General features: G+C 71.0%; 16 protein-coding genes. 10 read left to right on the top strand and 6 right to left on the bottom strand.

Annotated features, from left to right (window positions below; translation table 11 throughout):
- Positions 1-41 precede the first annotated feature (41 nt).
- Complete coding sequence (locus tag HDA41_RS07560; protein ID WP_184981887.1) at positions 42-587, top strand: NUDIX hydrolase; 546 nt, start codon at positions 42-44, stop codon at positions 585-587.
- A 2-nt stretch (positions 588-589) separates the two neighbouring features.
- Here the strand turns inward: HDA41_RS07560 and HDA41_RS07555 are convergent, their stop codons facing one another.
- Positions 590-847 carry a hypothetical protein gene (locus HDA41_RS07555; RefSeq protein ID WP_184981885.1) on the bottom strand — a complete coding sequence of 86 codons (258 nt, stop codon included), beginning with the start codon at positions 845-847 and terminating at the stop codon, positions 590-592.
- A gap of 217 nt (positions 848-1,064) precedes the next feature.
- Here HDA41_RS07555 and HDA41_RS07550 point away from each other — a divergent pair, with 217 nt between their 5' ends.
- Positions 1,065-1,295, top strand: coding sequence for a hypothetical protein (locus tag HDA41_RS07550; RefSeq protein WP_184981883.1), 231 nt, complete (start codon positions 1,065-1,067; stop codon positions 1,293-1,295).
- Between the two features lie 22 nt (positions 1,296-1,317).
- On the opposite strand, the gene HDA41_RS07545 is transcribed toward HDA41_RS07550, so the two are convergent.
- Positions 1,318-2,193, bottom strand: a complete 876-nt coding sequence (locus HDA41_RS07545) for a 3-hydroxybutyryl-CoA dehydrogenase (protein ID WP_184981881.1) — start codon at positions 2,191-2,193, stop codon at positions 1,318-1,320.
- 180 nt (positions 2,194-2,373) lie between these two features.
- Between HDA41_RS07545 and HDA41_RS07540 the strand changes: the two genes are divergently transcribed.
- Positions 2,374-3,612 carry a glycoside hydrolase family 10-like protein gene (locus HDA41_RS07540; protein WP_184981879.1) on the top strand — a complete coding sequence of 413 codons (1,239 nt, stop codon included), beginning with the start codon at positions 2,374-2,376 and terminating at the stop codon, positions 3,610-3,612.
- 1 nt (position 3,613) lies between these two features.
- Here HDA41_RS07540 and HDA41_RS07535 read toward each other — a convergent pair whose 3' ends face one another.
- Both HDA41_RS07535 and HDA41_RS07530 read right to left on the bottom strand, forming a co-directional pair.
- The gene (locus HDA41_RS07535) at positions 3,614-3,814 is read right to left on the bottom strand and encodes a DUF1918 domain-containing protein (RefSeq protein WP_184981877.1); all 201 of its coding nucleotides are present in this window, start codon (positions 3,812-3,814) and stop codon (positions 3,614-3,616) included.
- Between the two features lie 94 nt (positions 3,815-3,908).
- Positions 3,909-4,820: a DMT family transporter gene (locus HDA41_RS07530; protein WP_184981875.1), complete on the bottom strand. Its 912-nt coding sequence runs from the start codon at positions 4,818-4,820 to the stop codon at positions 3,909-3,911.
- Between HDA41_RS07530 and HDA41_RS07525 the strand changes: the two genes are divergently transcribed.
- The 3 genes from HDA41_RS07525 to HDA41_RS07515 all read left to right on the top strand — a co-directional run bounded on the left by HDA41_RS07525 (position 4,819) and on the right by HDA41_RS07515 (position 7,402).
- Positions 4,819-6,255: an aminotransferase-like domain-containing protein gene (locus HDA41_RS07525; RefSeq protein ID WP_184981873.1), complete on the top strand. Its 1,437-nt coding sequence runs from the start codon at positions 4,819-4,821 to the stop codon at positions 6,253-6,255. The two genes, HDA41_RS07530 and HDA41_RS07525, sit on opposite strands and share 2 nt — an antisense overlap.
- Before the next feature lie 39 nt (positions 6,256-6,294).
- On the top strand, positions 6,295-6,735 hold the full coding sequence (locus HDA41_RS07520) for a GNAT family N-acetyltransferase (protein WP_184981871.1): 441 nt from the start codon (positions 6,295-6,297) through the stop codon (positions 6,733-6,735).
- Between the two features lie 73 nt (positions 6,736-6,808).
- Positions 6,809-7,402: a histidine phosphatase family protein gene (locus HDA41_RS07515; RefSeq protein ID WP_184981869.1), complete on the top strand. Its 594-nt coding sequence runs from the start codon at positions 6,809-6,811 to the stop codon at positions 7,400-7,402.
- Here the strand turns inward: HDA41_RS07515 and HDA41_RS07510 are convergent.
- Positions 7,384-7,824 carry a DUF6314 family protein gene (locus tag HDA41_RS07510; protein WP_184993228.1) on the bottom strand — a complete coding sequence of 147 codons (441 nt, stop codon included), beginning with the start codon at positions 7,822-7,824 and terminating at the stop codon, positions 7,384-7,386. The two genes, HDA41_RS07515 and HDA41_RS07510, sit on opposite strands and share 19 nt — an antisense overlap.
- 137 nt (positions 7,825-7,961) lie before the next feature.
- Between HDA41_RS07510 and HDA41_RS07505 the strand changes: the two genes are divergently transcribed.
- Positions 7,962-10,445 (top strand): alpha-L-arabinofuranosidase family protein, encoded by a 2,484-nt coding sequence (locus HDA41_RS07505; protein WP_184981867.1) that lies wholly within the window; start codon positions 7,962-7,964, stop codon positions 10,443-10,445.
- Positions 10,446-10,556: 111 nt separating this feature from the next.
- Here the strand turns inward: HDA41_RS07505 and HDA41_RS07500 are convergent, their stop codons facing one another.
- The gene (locus HDA41_RS07500) at positions 10,557-11,246 is read right to left on the bottom strand and encodes a DUF6215 domain-containing protein (protein ID WP_184981865.1); all 690 of its coding nucleotides are present in this window, start codon (positions 11,244-11,246) and stop codon (positions 10,557-10,559) included.
- A gap of 164 nt (positions 11,247-11,410) precedes the next feature.
- Between HDA41_RS07500 and argC the strand changes: the two genes are divergently transcribed.
- Genes argC through argB form a run of 3 tightly spaced genes read left to right on the top strand, consistent with a single transcriptional unit; the run spans position 11,411 to position 14,507 of the window.
- Entirely contained in the window at positions 11,411-12,439 is a 1,029-nt protein-coding gene (gene argC / locus HDA41_RS07495; RefSeq protein WP_184981863.1) for an N-acetyl-gamma-glutamyl-phosphate reductase, read from the top strand.
- Positions 12,436-13,587 carry a bifunctional glutamate N-acetyltransferase/amino-acid acetyltransferase ArgJ gene (gene argJ, locus HDA41_RS07490; protein ID WP_184981861.1) on the top strand — a complete coding sequence of 384 codons (1,152 nt, stop codon included), beginning with the start codon at positions 12,436-12,438 and terminating at the stop codon, positions 13,585-13,587. The genes argC and argJ overlap by 4 nt, the downstream gene beginning before the upstream one ends.
- Entirely contained in the window at positions 13,584-14,507 is a 924-nt protein-coding gene (argB, locus tag HDA41_RS07485; protein WP_184981859.1) for an acetylglutamate kinase, read from the top strand. The genes argJ and argB overlap by 4 nt, the downstream gene beginning before the upstream one ends.
- Positions 14,508-14,513: the final 6 nt, after the last annotated feature.

The raw sequence follows: 14,513 nt of genomic DNA, 5'->3' as shown, positions 1-14,513 counted from the left end.
GCTGCGATATTGCCACTTACTCGACGGAAGGTGGCAGAACCGTGCAGTGGACGAAACACAACGAACAAGCTGTGTACTCAAATCGCTGGTTCAGCGTCAATCTTGCGGATGTCGAACTGCCGGACGGCCGGCACCTCGACCACTTCCTCATACGGCTGCGGCCGGTCGCCGTGGCCACGGTCGTGAACGAGGCCAACGAGGTGCTGCTGCTCTGGCGGCACCGCTTCATCACCGACAGCTGGGGGTGGGAACTCGCGGCGGGCGTCGTCGAGGACGGCGAGGACATCGCCCGCGCGGCCGCCAGGGAACTGGAGGAGGAGACCGGCTGGCGGCCGGGACCCCTGCACCACCTGATGAGCGTGGAGCCGTCCAACGGGCTCACCGACGCCCGGCACCACGTGTACTGGGCCGGCGAGGGCGAGTACGTCGGGCATCCCGTGGACGACTTCGAGTCGGACCGCCGGGAGTGGGTCCCCCTCAAGCTCGTCCCCGACATGGTCGCCCGCGGGGAGGTCCCGGCCGCCAACATGGCGGCCGCGTTACTGCTGCTGCACCATCTCAGGCTCGGTCAGGACGCGTTGCCCTGAACTCAACGTCCCAGTGCCTGCCAGATCGCGACGACGAGGGCACCCACGGCGGTGAGGGCGGCGACCGCGGGCAGCGGCCAGCGCGCGTGTTCGAGTGAAGTGATCCGGGTGTTGAGCTCGTCGAGTTCCTTGGCGGTCTCCTCGGTGCGATGGCTGAGCAGAGCCAGCCCGCCCTCGACACGGGCGTACGCCACGTCGAGGCGGCGTCGTAACTCTGCGAGTTCTCCTTGAACGACCGGATGCTCGGGATCGACGGTCACGAGTCCGCTCCTTTCCGTAGTCGTTGCACATCCCTTGCATGCGTAGGAGGAGTCAACTCGCCTGGTGGATGCCTGGGGAGAGTGTGCGACGGGCATATGCGAGCCCGGCGCGCACACGGTGTGTGAATGCCACGGGCCCGGCACCAATTCCGGTGCCGGGCCCGTACGTTGCCGGATTCTGACCGTCCGTAATCAGCCTCGAGGGTACCCGGGCCGCATGACGAAGTGGCAGAAGAACGCGGCGTACGCGTTGGCGCTCTACGCGCTGTCGGTCGTGGTGCTCCGGTTCTCCTCCGGCGGGCAGGGGTGGGGCACAGCGCTGCTGCTCGCTCTCGTGACCACTCCGCTCGCCCTCTGGATGGGCTGGCTGCGCAGCCGCCTCAACGAGCAGGCGGCCGAATGGGGACGCCGCCGGTTCCGGCCGTGGCCGGAGGAGCGGCGGCGCTGAGATGCCGGAGTCAGCAGGCCGGTCAGTCGTACGTGTAGAAGCCCGACCCCGTCTTGCGGCCCAGCCGGCCCGCGTCGACCATGCGCTGCAGGAGCGGGGGAGCGGCGTACAGGGGCTCCTTGTACTCCTCGTACATCGACTGGGCCACCGAGGCGACCGTGTCCAGGCCGATGAGGTCGGAGAGCTTCAGGGGGCCCATCGGGTGGGCGCAGCCCATCTCCATGCCGTTGTCGATGTCCTCGCGGCTGGCGATGCCCGTCTCGAACATCCGGATCGCGGAGAGCAGGTACGGGATCAGCAGCGCGTTGACCACGAAGCCGGAGCGGTCCTGGGCGCGGATCGCGTGCTTGCCCAGCATCTTCTCGGTGAACAGCTGGGCCCGGCTCAGCGTGCCCTCGGACGTGGTGAGGGCCGGGATCAGCTCGACGAGCTTCTGCACCGGGGCCGGGTTGAAGAAGTGGATGCCGATGACCTGGTCGGGCCGCGAGGTCGCCACCGCCAGCTTCACCAGCGGGATGGAGGAGGTGTTGGAGGCCAGGATTGCGTCGGGCCGGGTCACGACCTGGTCGAGCACCTGGAAGATCTCGGTCTTGACCTGCTCGTTCTCGACGACGGCCTCGATCACCAGGTCGCGGTCGGCGAACTCGCCGAGGTCCGTGGTGAAGCCCAGCCGGGCCTGCGTGGCCTCCAGCTCGTCCTCGGTGATCTTGCCGCGCTCGGCCGCCTTGGCCAGGGAGTTGTACAGCCGGGTCCGGCCGATCTCCAGGGCCTCGCCGGTGGTCTCGGCGACCATGACGTCCAGACCGGACCGGGCGCACACCTCGGCGATCCCCGCGCCCATCTGACCGCAGCCCACGACTCCGACGCGTGCAATGTCTCCCGCTGGGGTGTCCGTCACATCGTCCCTTTCGCTGCTGATCCACTTCTGGGCAGGTGCTCCGGGTTCCGGTGCCTGCTCCGTTCGTGCACGTTACTCCCAAGTATCGATGATCGATCGCGGGGGTCGGGTCCGCTTCGGGCATGCTGGGCGCGGAGCGATCCGCGACCGGGCGGATCCGCGGCTTTTTGGGGCATGCGGATGGGACGAGTGTCACGCAGGGCGTTCGCGGTGGCGGCGCTGTCGGCTTTCACGATGATGCCTCCGGCGTCGGCCGCGCCCCAGCGGAACGGCCGGGGCGACGACAGGGCGGCCTCCGAGATGCGGGGTGTGTGGCTGGCCACCGTGGCGGGCCGCGACTGGCCGTCGAAGCCGGGGCTGCCCGCCGCGCGGCAGCGGGCCGAGCTGATCACCCACCTCGACCGGGCGGTCCGCAACCGGCTCAACACCGTGGTCTTCCAGGTCCGGCCCACGGCGGACGCCCTGTGGCCCTCGCCGTACGAGCCGTGGTCGCAGTACCTCACCGGCACGCAGGGCCAGGACCCCGGCTGGGACCCGCTGGGCACGGCCGTGGAGGAAGCCCATGCCCGCGGCCTGAAGCTGCACGCCTGGTTCAACCCGTACCGGGTCGCCACCCACGCCGACCCGACCCGGCTGGCCGTCGGCCACCCCGCCCGCAGCAATCCGGACTGGGTGGTGACGTACGGCGGGAAGCTCTACTACAACCCCGGGCTGCCCGAGGTCCGGGCCTTCGTGCAGGACGCCATGCTCGACGCGGTGAAGAAGTACCCCGTGGACGGCGTCCACTTCGACGACTACTTCTACCCGTACCCGGTGGCGGGCCAGAGCTTCGACGACGACTCGGCTTACGACGGGTACGGCGCCGGCTTCCCGGACCGGGCGGCGTGGCGGCGGGACAACATCGACAAGCTGGTCCGGGAGACGGCGGACCGCATCAAGCAGGTCCGGCCGAGCGCCCGCTTCGGTATCAGTCCCTTCGGCGTGTGGCGCAACGCCGCCACCGACTCGCGCGGCTCGGACACCCGGGCGGGCGTGCAGACCTACGACGACCTGCACGCGGACACGCGCAAGTGGGTGCGCGAGAGCTGGATCGACTACATCGTCCCGCAGCTGTACTGGAACATCGGCTTCGCCGCCGCCGACTACGCGAAGCTGGTGCCCTGGTGGGCGGAGGTCGCGCGCGGCTCCTCGACGCGGCTCTACGTGGGGGAGGCGCTGTACAAGGCCGGTGATCCGGCGCAGCCGGCCGCCTGGCAGGACACCGTCGAGCTGTCCCGGCACCTGACGCTGGCCAGGAATCACGCGCAGGTGCGCGGGCACGTCTTCTTCGCCGCCAAGGACATGGCGACCGATCGGATCGGGGCGATGGCGAGGGTGGTCGCCGACCACTACGGGCAGCCGGCGCCGCCGCCGCGCTGAATCACGGCCCGGTGGTGGTCTCCCGGTGCCGGATCTCGGTGTCGGGTCCCGGCGAGCACACGCCCTCGTGGCCGTCCTCGAACCGGACGCGGTACGGGGGATTGCCCTCCTGGCCCAGTACTTCGACGATCTCGCCGACCCTGTCGTGCTGACCGACCACTCTGCCGTGCTGGACAAGCTGGTCGCCCACGGTTGCGCGCATCTGGGGCCTCCTCACGGTGTGTGGAGCAGCGGTCCGTGGCCTTTCGAGTCTACGGCCCAGGGCGCCGCTCGGCAGGGGGCCGGGCGTGCCCCGCTCAGCCGCGTGCCCGTTGTGTGACGGCGATGCAGACCAGCACCGCCGCGGCTGTCAGCGGGGCGGCCACCGTCAGGTGCTCGCCCAGCAGCAGCACCGACCACACCAGTGTGAGCAGGGGCTGGGCGAGCTGCAACTGGCTGGCCTTGGGGATGCCGATGGCCGCCATGCCCCGGTACCAGACGACCAGTCCGAGGAACTGCGAGCCCGCGGCGACCCACAGCAGCCCGGTGACACTGTGCGCGGTCAGCCGCACGGCTTCCTGCGCCAGCGCGAACGCGGCGACGGGCACGGTCAGCGGCAGGCACAGCACCAGCGCCCAGCCGATGACGTGCCAGCCCGGCATGACCCGGGCGAGCCGGCCGCCCTCGGTGTAGCCGGCCGCGCACACGAGCAGTGCCGCGAAGAGGTACAGGTCGGCCGTGCTCAGGGCGCCGCCGCTCTGCTGCACGGTGAAGGCCAGCACCGCCGCCGCGCCCGCGAGGGCCGCCGCCCAGAAGGTGCGCGAGGGCCGGGTGCCGACGCGCAGGGCGGAGAAGAGCGCGGTGGTCAGGGGGAGCAGTCCGACCACGACGGCGGCGTGCGCGGTGGTCGAGGTCTCCAGCGCCAGCGTGGTCAGCAGCGGGAAACCGAGCACCACGCCGGCCGCGACGACCGCGAGGCCCGGCCAGTGGCGGCGGGCGGGCAGCGGGACGCGAAGGGCGAGCAGCGCACCGCCCGCGATCACGGCGGCCAGCACACTCCGCACGGCGACCAGCGACCACGACCCGAAGCCCTCAAGACCCCAGGCGGTGGCGGGGAAGGTGAGGGAGAAGGCGATGACGCCCAGGGCGGCCTGGAGCGTGCCGAGACCGGGCCGCTCCGCGGCGACTGCTATCCGGGGTGCGGTAGTAGCGCTACTCTGTACTCTCATGCATGAGCGTAGCAGCGTCGGTGAACTGGCGGAACAACTGCGGCGGGAGCTCGACCGCTACTCGCCGGGTGGAAAGCTGCCGTCGAGCCGGGCCCTGGTGGAGCGGTTCCGGGTGAGCCCCGTGACCGTGTCGCGGGCGCTGGCGCAGCTCGCCGCCGAGGGGCTCGTGGTCACCCGGCCCGGCGCGGGCGCGTTCCGCGCGCAGACCCGGACGGCACCGCCCCCCGCCGGGGACACCTCCTGGCAGGAGGTCGCGCTCAGCGCCGACGGTGCCGCCGATCTCGTACCGCGCTCGGTGGACGCCTCCGGGGTGCTGGTCTCGCTGGCCGCCCCGCCGCCCGGCGTGATCGAGTTCAACGGCGGCTATCTGCACCCGTCGTTGCAGCCGGAGCGCGCGATGGCCGCCGCCCTGTCGCGCGCCGGCCGCCGTCCCGGCGCCTGGGGGCGTCCGCCCATGGAGGGGCTGCCGGAGCTGCGGGAGTGGTTCGCGCGGGGCATCGGCGGGTCCTGCACGGCCGCCGAGGTGCTGATCACCGCGGGCGGACAGTCCGCGCTCACCACCGCCCTGCGCGCCCTGGCACCGCCCGGCGCCCCGGTCCTCGTGGAGTCGCCGACCTATCCCGGCATGCTCGCCATCGCCCGTGCCGCGGGCCTGCGCCCGGTGCCCGTGCCGGTGGACGCGGACGGCGTGAAACCGGCGCTGCTCGCCGACGCCTTCCGGGCCACGGGCGCCCCGGTCTTCGTCTGCCAGCCGCTCTTCCAGAACCCCACCGGTGCCGTGCTCGCGCCCGACCGGCGCGGCGAGGTGCTGCGCATCGCCCGCGCGGCGGGCGCGTTCGTCGTCGAGGACGACTTCGTGCGGCGGCTCGTGCACGAGGACGCGGGGCCGCTGCCGCGCCCGCTGGCCGCCGACGACCCCGACGGTGTCGTCGTCCACGTCTGCTCACTGACCAAGGCGACCTCGCCGAGCTTCCGGGTGAGCGCCCTGGCCGCGCGCGGCCCGGTCCTGGAGCGGCTGCGCGCGATCCAGGTCGTCGACACCTTCTTCGTGCCCCGGCCGCTCCAGGAGGCGGCACTCGAACTCGTCGGCTCGCCCGCCTGGCCGCGGCATCTGCGGGCCGTCTCCGCCGAGTTGAGGGCGCGCCGGGACGCGATGACCGCCGCGCTCGCGCTGCACCTGCCGGAACTCGCCCTGCCGCACGTGCCGTCCGGCGGCTATCACCTGTGGCCGCGCCTGCCGGATGGCACGGACGAGGCGGCCCTGACCTCCGCCACCCTGCGCGCGGGCGTCGCCATCACTCCCGGCCGCCCCTACTTCAGCGCCGAGCCCCCGGCCGCGCACGTCCGCCTGAGCTTCGCGGCGGTCGCGGGGACGGGGGAGATCGCGGAGGGGGTACGGCGGCTGCGGGCGGCCTGCGACGAGGTGCTGGGATAAGCGTTCGACGCATGCCCCGTGACCTGCGAGCATCCCGTCATGACCGACACGCCGAGCCTGCCCGAGGGCTACGAGATCTCCACCGACCCGGCCCGAATCGACGCCGAGCGGGTCCACCACTGGCTGTCCACGGACGCGTACTGGGCGCTGGGCCGCCCGCGCGAGAAGCAGGACCGGGCGATCGAGGGGTCACTCAACTTCGGTGTGTACGAGACGGTGTCGGCAGAGCAGGTCGCGTACGCCCGGGTCATCACGGACCGGGCCACCTTCGCGTGGCTGTGCGACGTGTACGTCGATCCGTCGGTGCGCGGCAAGGGTGTCGGCAGCGCGCTCGTGGCGGCCGTACGGGACGAGCTGCGGGAGTACGGGGTGCGGCGCGTGCTGCTCGCCACGCACGACGCGCACGGCGTCTACGAGAAGCTCGGGTTCGCGGCGCTGGAGCGGCCCGAGCACTGGATGGCCCTCGTCTTCGGTCCGTGAAGGTCGGTGCACCCTGGGTAACTCGTAGGTAACACCTCTTGACCTGCGCACTTGCGGGACTCACGATCGCCGCATGCCACTTCGGGTCACGTTCGTCGCCGCCGCGCGCAGCTCCCCGATGCTCGCCGAGCGCTTCGAGGACGACCGGCCGCTGGACCAGGCCGGCTGGGGTGAGGTGGAGCGCGTCGCCCACGAGCTGCTGCCGCTCGCCGCGGCCGAGCTGCGCTACTGCTCGCCGACCCCGCGCAGCCGTGCGACGGGGGAGGGGCTCGGGTACGCGCCGCTCGTGCAACTCGGCCTGCGGGACTGCGACATGGGCCGGTGGCGCGGGCTGACCCTGGGCGAGGCGATGGCCCGGGAGCCCGAGTCCGTGGACGCCTGGCTCGCCGACCCGCGCGCCACACCGCACGGCGGTGAGTCGCTGGTGGACTTCATCACCCGCGTCGGCGGCTGGCTCGACACCCGGCCCGTCGAGGACGGCTGCCGGGTCGTGGCGGTCGCCGAGCCGTCCGTGATCCGTGCAGCCCTGGTGTACGCCCTGAAGGCACCGCCCTCGACGTACTGGAACATCGACATCCGCCCGCTGTCGACGACCGCCGTGACGGGCCGGGCGGGGCGCTGGAACCTGCGCTTCGACGGGGTGCCGGCTCAGGCCTCGCGCGCGTAGTCGGTGCGCAGTACGAGGTCCTTGGCGGGGCCGCGTACGTGCCACACCGTCCGCCAGTGGTCCGGGTCGCGGACGGTGAACTCGCCGCGGTAGAGGTCCGCCGCGCAGGGGTGGTCGGCGACGTGCCGTCCGGACGTGAGGTCCAGGTCGTGGAACGGCCGCCCGTCCGCGAACCGCACGTCCGCCGTGCCGCCCGGGCCCGGCAGGAACCGCAGGGTCCGCTCGGCGGGCCGGGCGACGCCCTGCCAGACGAACGTGCCGGACTCCTGGTGCAGCAGCCCGCCGTCCTCCTGCGCGGTGAACACGGTGGTGCCGGAGAACTCCCCCTGCTCGCCGCCGGCGAGATCCCGCACCGACCGGGCCACGCGCCAGCGACCGGCCAGATACGCCAGTACGTCCGGCACTGGCCAGAACTCGCCCATCCCGTACCGCTCTCCGTCCCAACGGTTACTGCGCGACCCATTGACGCGCATCCGGCCCCTCCCTATCTTGCCGTTCGAAGTGCTGATCAATGTCTGATATTTCGAACATTCCTCTACCAGAGAGCCGCGGAGTATCCATGCCACGCACCGCCCGCACCCGATGGAGAGTCGGTCTCACGACCACCGCGCTCCTGACGGCAGCAGCCCTCGTACCGGCCCCCGCGCACGCCGAGGACGTCCCCGACTACGCGATCACCGTCGACCCGTCCGCCCAGGGCGCGGCGATCGACGACACGATGTACGGCGTCTTCTTCGAGGACATCAACCGGGCCGCCGACGGCGGTCTGTACGCCGAGCTCGTGCAGAACCGCTCCTTCGAGTACTCCACCGCCGACAACGGCTCCTACACGCCCCTGACCTCGTGGGCGGTCGGCGGCGCGGCCGAGGTCGTGAACGACTCGGGCCGCCTCAACGAGCGCAACCGCAACTACCTCTCCCTGGGCGCCGGTTCCTCCGTGACGAACGCCGGATACAACACCGGCATCCGGGTCGAGCAGGGCAAGAAGTACGACTTCTCCGTGTGGGCCCGCGCCGAGAGCGGCAGCACGCTCACCGTCTCCCTCAAGGACACGGCGGGCACGCTGGCGACCGCCCGGCAGGTGGCCGTCAAGGGCGGCTGGGCCAAGTACAAGGCCACCTTCACCGCGACCCGCACCAGCAACCGCGGCCGCCTCGCCGTCGCCTCGACGAACGCCGCCGCGCTCGACGAGATCTCGCTCTTCCCGCGTGACACCTACAAGAACCAGCCGAACGGCCTGCGCAAGGACCTCGCCGAGAAGATCGCCGCCCTGAAACCGGGCTTCGTGCGCTTCCCCGGCGGCTGCCTGGTCAACACCGGCTCCATGGAGGACTACAGCGAGGCCTCGAACTGGCAGCGCAAGCGCAGCTACCAGTGGAAGGACACCATCGGTCCGGTCGAGGAGCGCGCCACCAACGCCAACTTCTGGGGCTACAACCAGAGCTACGGCCTCGGCTACTACGAGTACTTCCGCTTCTCCGAGGACATCGGCGCCATGCCGCTGCCCGTCGTCCCCGCCCTGGTGACCGGCTGCGGCCAGAACAAGGCCACCGACGACGACGCCCTGCTCAAGCGCCACATCCAGGACACCCTCGACCTCATCGAGTTCGCCAACGGCCCGGCGACCTCCAAGTGGGGCAAGGTCCGGGCGCGGATGGGCCACCCCAAGCCCTTCCACCTGACCCACCTCGGGGTCGGCAACGAGGAGAACCTCCCCGAGGAGTTCTTCGCCCGCTTCCAGCAGTTCCGGGCCGCCATCAAGGCGAAGTACCCGGACATCACCGTCATCTCGAACTCGGGCCCGGACGACGCCGGCACGACCTTCGACACCGCCTGGCAGCTCAACCGCGAGGGCAAGGTCGACATGGTCGACGAGCACTACTACAACAGCCCGAACTGGTTCCTGCAGAACAACGACCGCTACGACTCCTACGACCGCAAGGGCCCCAAGGTCTTCCTCGGCGAGTACGCCTCCCAGGGCAACGCCTGGAAGAACGGCCTTGCCGAGGCCGCCTTCATGACCGGCCTGGAGCGCAACGCGGACGTCGTCAAGCTCGCCTCGTACGCCCCGCTGCTCGCCAACGAGGACTACGTGCAGTGGCGGCCGGACATGATCTGGTTCAACAACCGGGCCTCCTGGAACTCGGCCAACTACGAGGTCCAGAAGCTGTTCATGACCAACGTCGGCGACCGCGTGGTCCCGTCGAAGGCGACCGGCACGCCGGACGTCAGCGGCCCGATCACGGGTGCCGTCGGCCTGTCCACGTGGGCGACCAGCGCCGCGTACGACGACGTCAAGGTCACCGCCGCGGACGGCTCGACGCTGCTCAGCGACGACTTCTCCGGTGACGCCTCGAAGTGGACCACCAGCGGCCGTGGCAGCTGGAGCATCCAGGACGGGCAGTACGTCCAGACCGACACCGCCGCCGAGAACACCTTGGTCACGGCGGGCGAGCCGGCCTGGAAGGACTACGACCTGCATGTGAAGGCCACCAAGAAGTCCGGCAAGGAGGGCTTCCTCGTCGCCTTCGGCGTCAAGGACACCGGGAACTACTACTGGTGGAACCTGGGCGGCTGGAACAACACCCAGTCCGCGATCGAGCAGGCCGTCGACGGCGGCAAGGGCACGCTGATGACGAAGGCCGGGTCGATCGAGACCGGCCGTGCCTACGACATCGACATCAAGGTGCGTGGCCGCCAGGTCACCCTGTTCCTGGACGGCAAGGAGTGGGGCAGCTTCAAGGACGACAAGCCGGCCGAGCCGTTCCGCCAGGTCGTCACCAAGGACGCCAAGACCGGTGACCTGATCGTCAAGGTCGTCAACGCCCAGTCCGCCGAGGCCCGTACGGCCGTCGACCTGGGTGGCGCGAAGGTCGCCTCCACGGCCCGCGTGACCACGCTGGCCGCCGAGGAGGACGCCGTCAACACGGAGACGGACACGCCGGTGACGCCGGTGACGTCCACCTTCCGTGGCGTGGCCGGGAAGTTCACCTACACCTTCCCGGCGAACTCCGTCACCTTCCTGCGGATCAAGCAGAGGTAGCGGGTCCCTCGTGGGCCGCCGTCCCCGGGACGGCGGCCCACGACGTGGCGGCACCCCTGACGGCGGTGCCGCCCCGGCACGTGCCGCCCGGCGCGCGGGCGGGACCGGCCGTCACCGGCCGGCGGTCCACCCAGGGACCGTCGGCAGCACCTTCTCGGCGACGCGCAGCAGTACGGCGTCGTCCGGCACCCCTCCGTCCGCGCGCCACAGCGTCACATCGAGGGAACCGCCTCTGTCCTTCGCGTCCTGCGCCACGGTGAGCGCCCGGGCCGGGACGCCGGGGCCGGTCTCGCTGTCGCCCCCGTCGAGGCGGAAGCTGATGCTGATGGTGCGGTCCGAGTAGAGGACGGCCGGCCGGCCCAGCACCTTCCGCTGCTCGGCGTCGTTCCCCAGCAGCGTGTGGGACCCGGCGACCGGAAGACCGTCGTAGGTCGCCGACAGCGTCACGGTGTAGGTGTCGAACTCGACCTGCGCCGAGGGTGTGGCGATCTCCTTGCCGCCGGCGGACTTGAACGAGCTGTCGCCGCCGCTGGCGGTCTTCGCGGTCTCCGTCGGCGTGCCGAGCAGAGCGGCGAGGTCGGGACGGTGCAGTGCCTCGCACAGCTGCTTCCCGGTCACTCGCCCCGCGGCCTTCCCGGCGTCCTCGTCGGAGCAGGTGGCGGGCGGCGGGCCACTGCCGTTTCCGGACAGCTCCTCGGACGCCCACAGAGCGCCACCGAGTGCCGCGGCCAGCGCTATGGCAGCGAAGGCCTGCCTCCATGCGTTCGGACCTTTGATGTGCCCGCCGACTTCTTCGGCCATGTCCCCCACCTGCCGTGATCCCCTGATACGTGACGGGGGACCCTAACCTGTGATCATGTCCCGGACAAAGTCGTTTCCTGGTGGCGCAGGGTGCCCGCTCAGGGGTGGGGATTGCATAAAACTGCGGTGAAACGTATAGTCATGCTTCCTGAGGAGGAGGTTCCATGGCGGTACGTGCGGCAGTGGCCGGAGCGAGTGGATACGCGGGCGGGGAACTGCTGCGTCTGCTCCTGGCGCACCCCGAGGTCGAGATCGGTGCCCTGACCGGCAACTCCAACGCGGGGCAGAGGCTCGGTGCGCTCCAGCCGCACCTGCTGCCCCTGGCCGGGAGAGTGCTCCAGGAGACCACCCCCGAGGTCCTCGCCGGGCACGACGTCGTGTTCCTCGCACTGCCCCACGGGCAGTCCGCCGCCGTCGCCGAGCAGCTCGGGCCGGACGTGCTGGTGATCGACATGGGCGCCGACTTCCGGCTGACGGACGCCGCCGCCTGGGAGAAGTTCTACGGCTCCGCGCACGCCGGAACCTGGCCCTACGGCCTTCCCGAACTGCCGGGCGCCCGCGCCGCGCTGGAGGGGTCCAAGCGCGTCGCGGTGCCCGGCTGCTACCCCACGGCCGTGTCGCTGGCGCTCTTCCCGGCTTACGGCGCCGGGCTCGCCGAGCCGGAGGCCGTGATCGTCGCCGCGTCCGGCACCTCCGGCGCGGGCAAGGCACCCAAGCCGCACCTGCTGGGCAGCGAGGTCATGGGCTCGATGTCCCCGTACGGCGTCGGCGGCGGGCACCGGCACACCCCCGAGATCACCCAGAACCTCAGCGCGGCCGCCGGCGAGCCGGTCTCCGTCTCCTTCACGCCGACCCTCGCGCCGATGCCCCGCGGCATCCTCGCCACGTGCAGCGCCAAGGCGACGGACGGCGTCACCGCCGAGTCCCTGCGCGCCGCCTACGAGAAGGCCTTCGCCGACGAGCCCTTCGTGCACCTGCTGCCCGAGGGACAGTGGCCCGCCACGGCGTCCGTCTACGGTTCGAACGCCGTTCAGGTGCAGGTCGCGTACGACGCGGCCGCCGGACGGATCATCGTGATCAGCGCCATCGACAACCTCACCAAGGGCACCGCCGGCGGTGCCGTCCAGAGCATGAACATCGCCCTGGGGCTCGACGAGACCACCGGACTGACGACGATCGGAGTTGCGCCGTGAGTGTGACGGCAGCGAAGGGTTTCACGGCGGCGGGCATCGCCGCCGGAATCAAGGAGAACGGCAACCCCGACCTGGCCCTCGTGGTCAACACCGGGCCCCGCCGCGCCGCCGCCGGCGTCTTCACCGCCAACCGTGTGAAGGCCGCCCCGGTCCTGTGGTCCGAGCAGGTGCTCAAGAGCGGTCAGGTCTCCGCCGTCGTCCTCAACTCCGGCGGTGCCAACGCCTGCACGGGCCCGAAGGGTTTCCAGGACACCCACGCGACGGCCGAGAAGGTCGCCGAGGTCCTCGGGCGGGGCGCCATCGAGATCGCCGTCTGCTCGACCGGCCTCATCGGCGTGCTCCTGCCGATGGACAAGCTGCTGCCGGGCGTCGAGACGGCCGCCGCCCAGCTCTCCGAGCACGGCGGTGAGAAGGCCGCCATCGCCATCAAGACCACCGACACCGTCCACAAGACGTCCGTCGTGACCAAGGACGGCTGGACCGTGGGCGGCATGGCCAAGGGCGCGGGCATGCTCGCCCCCGGCCTCGCCACCATGCTCGTCGTCCTCACCACCGACGCGGACCTGGACGACGACGTACTGGACAAGGCGCTGCGGGCGGCCACCCGGACGACCTTCGACCGGGTCGACTCCGACGGCTGCATGTCCACCAACGACACCGTGCTGCTGCTCGCCTCCGGCGCCGCCGAAGTCACCCCGGGGTACGAGGAGTTCGCCGAGGCCGTCCGGCAGGTCTGCGACGACCTCGGGCAGCAGCTGATCCGGGACGCCGAGGGCGCCAGCAAGGACATCAAGGTCGAGGTGATCAACGCCGCGACCGAGGACGACGCCGTCGAGGTGGGCCGCTCCATCGCCCGCAACAACCTCCTCAAGTGCGCCATCCACGGCGAGGACCCGAACTGGGGCCGGGTGCTCTCCGCGATCGGCACTACGAAGGCCGCCTTCGAGCCCGACCAGCTGAACGTCGGCATCAACGGCGTCTGGGTCTGCAAGAACGGCGGTGTCGGCGAGGACCGCGAGAAGGTCGACATGCGCTACCGCGAGGTGCACATCGTGGCCGACCTCGCCGCCGGGTCCGAGGCCGCGACCATCTGGACCAACGACCTCACCGCGGACTACGTCCACGAGAACAGCGCGTACTCCTCATGAGCACTACCCGCAAACACACCGCGCTGCCCAAGGCCCAGATCCTCATCGAGGCGCTGCCCTGGCTGGTCCGGCACAACGGCAAGACGGTCGTCATCAAGTTCGGCGGCAACGCCATGGTCGACGAGGACCTGAAGGCCGCCTTCGCCCAGGACGTGGTGTTCCTGCACCACGCCGGTCTCAAGCCCGTCGTCGTGCACGGCGGCGGGCCGCAGATCAGCGCCGCCCTCGACCAGCACGGCATCGTCAGCGAGTTCAAGGCCGGCCTCAGGGTGACCACCGAGGACGCCATGGACGTCGTACGGATGGTGCTGGCCGGGCAGGTGCAGCGCGAGCTGGTCGGGCTGCTCAACCAGCACGGCCCGCTCGCCGTCGGCCTGACGGGCGAGGACGCGCACACCATCACCGCCACCAAGCACCAGCCCGAGATCGACGGCGAACTCGTCGACATCGGGCGGGTGGGCGAGATCACCGCGATCGACACGGGCGCGATCGAGGCCCTGCTCGCCGACGGCCGCATCCCGGTCGTCTCGTCGATCGCCCGCTCCCAGGACGACGGACATGTCTACAACGTCAATGCTGATACGGCGGCTGCGGCACTCGCTGCTGCACTGGGCGCCGAAACCCTCATGGTCCTCACGGACGTCGAGGGACTCTACGAGGACTGGCCCCACAGCGACGAGGTGATCAGCCGCCTCACCGCCTCCGAGCTGGAGCGGCTGCTGCCGGACCTGTCCTCCGGCATGGTGCCGAAGATGGAGGGCTGCCTGCACGCCGTACGGGGCGGCGTCACCACCGCCCGGGTCATCGACGGCCGGGTCCAGCACTCGATCCTGCTGGAGATCTTCACCGACGAGGGGATCGGCACGATGGTCGTGGCCGACGAGAAGCCCGAGGGACCGGGCGGACAGGGGGAGTCGTGAACAACG

Source organism: Streptomyces caelestis (assembly GCF_014205255.1).
GTDB lineage: Bacteria > Actinomycetota > Actinomycetes > Streptomycetales > Streptomycetaceae > Streptomyces > Streptomyces caelestis.
Note: the sequence above shows the minus strand (reverse complement) of the source record. Positions and strands in the feature narration are given on the sequence as shown.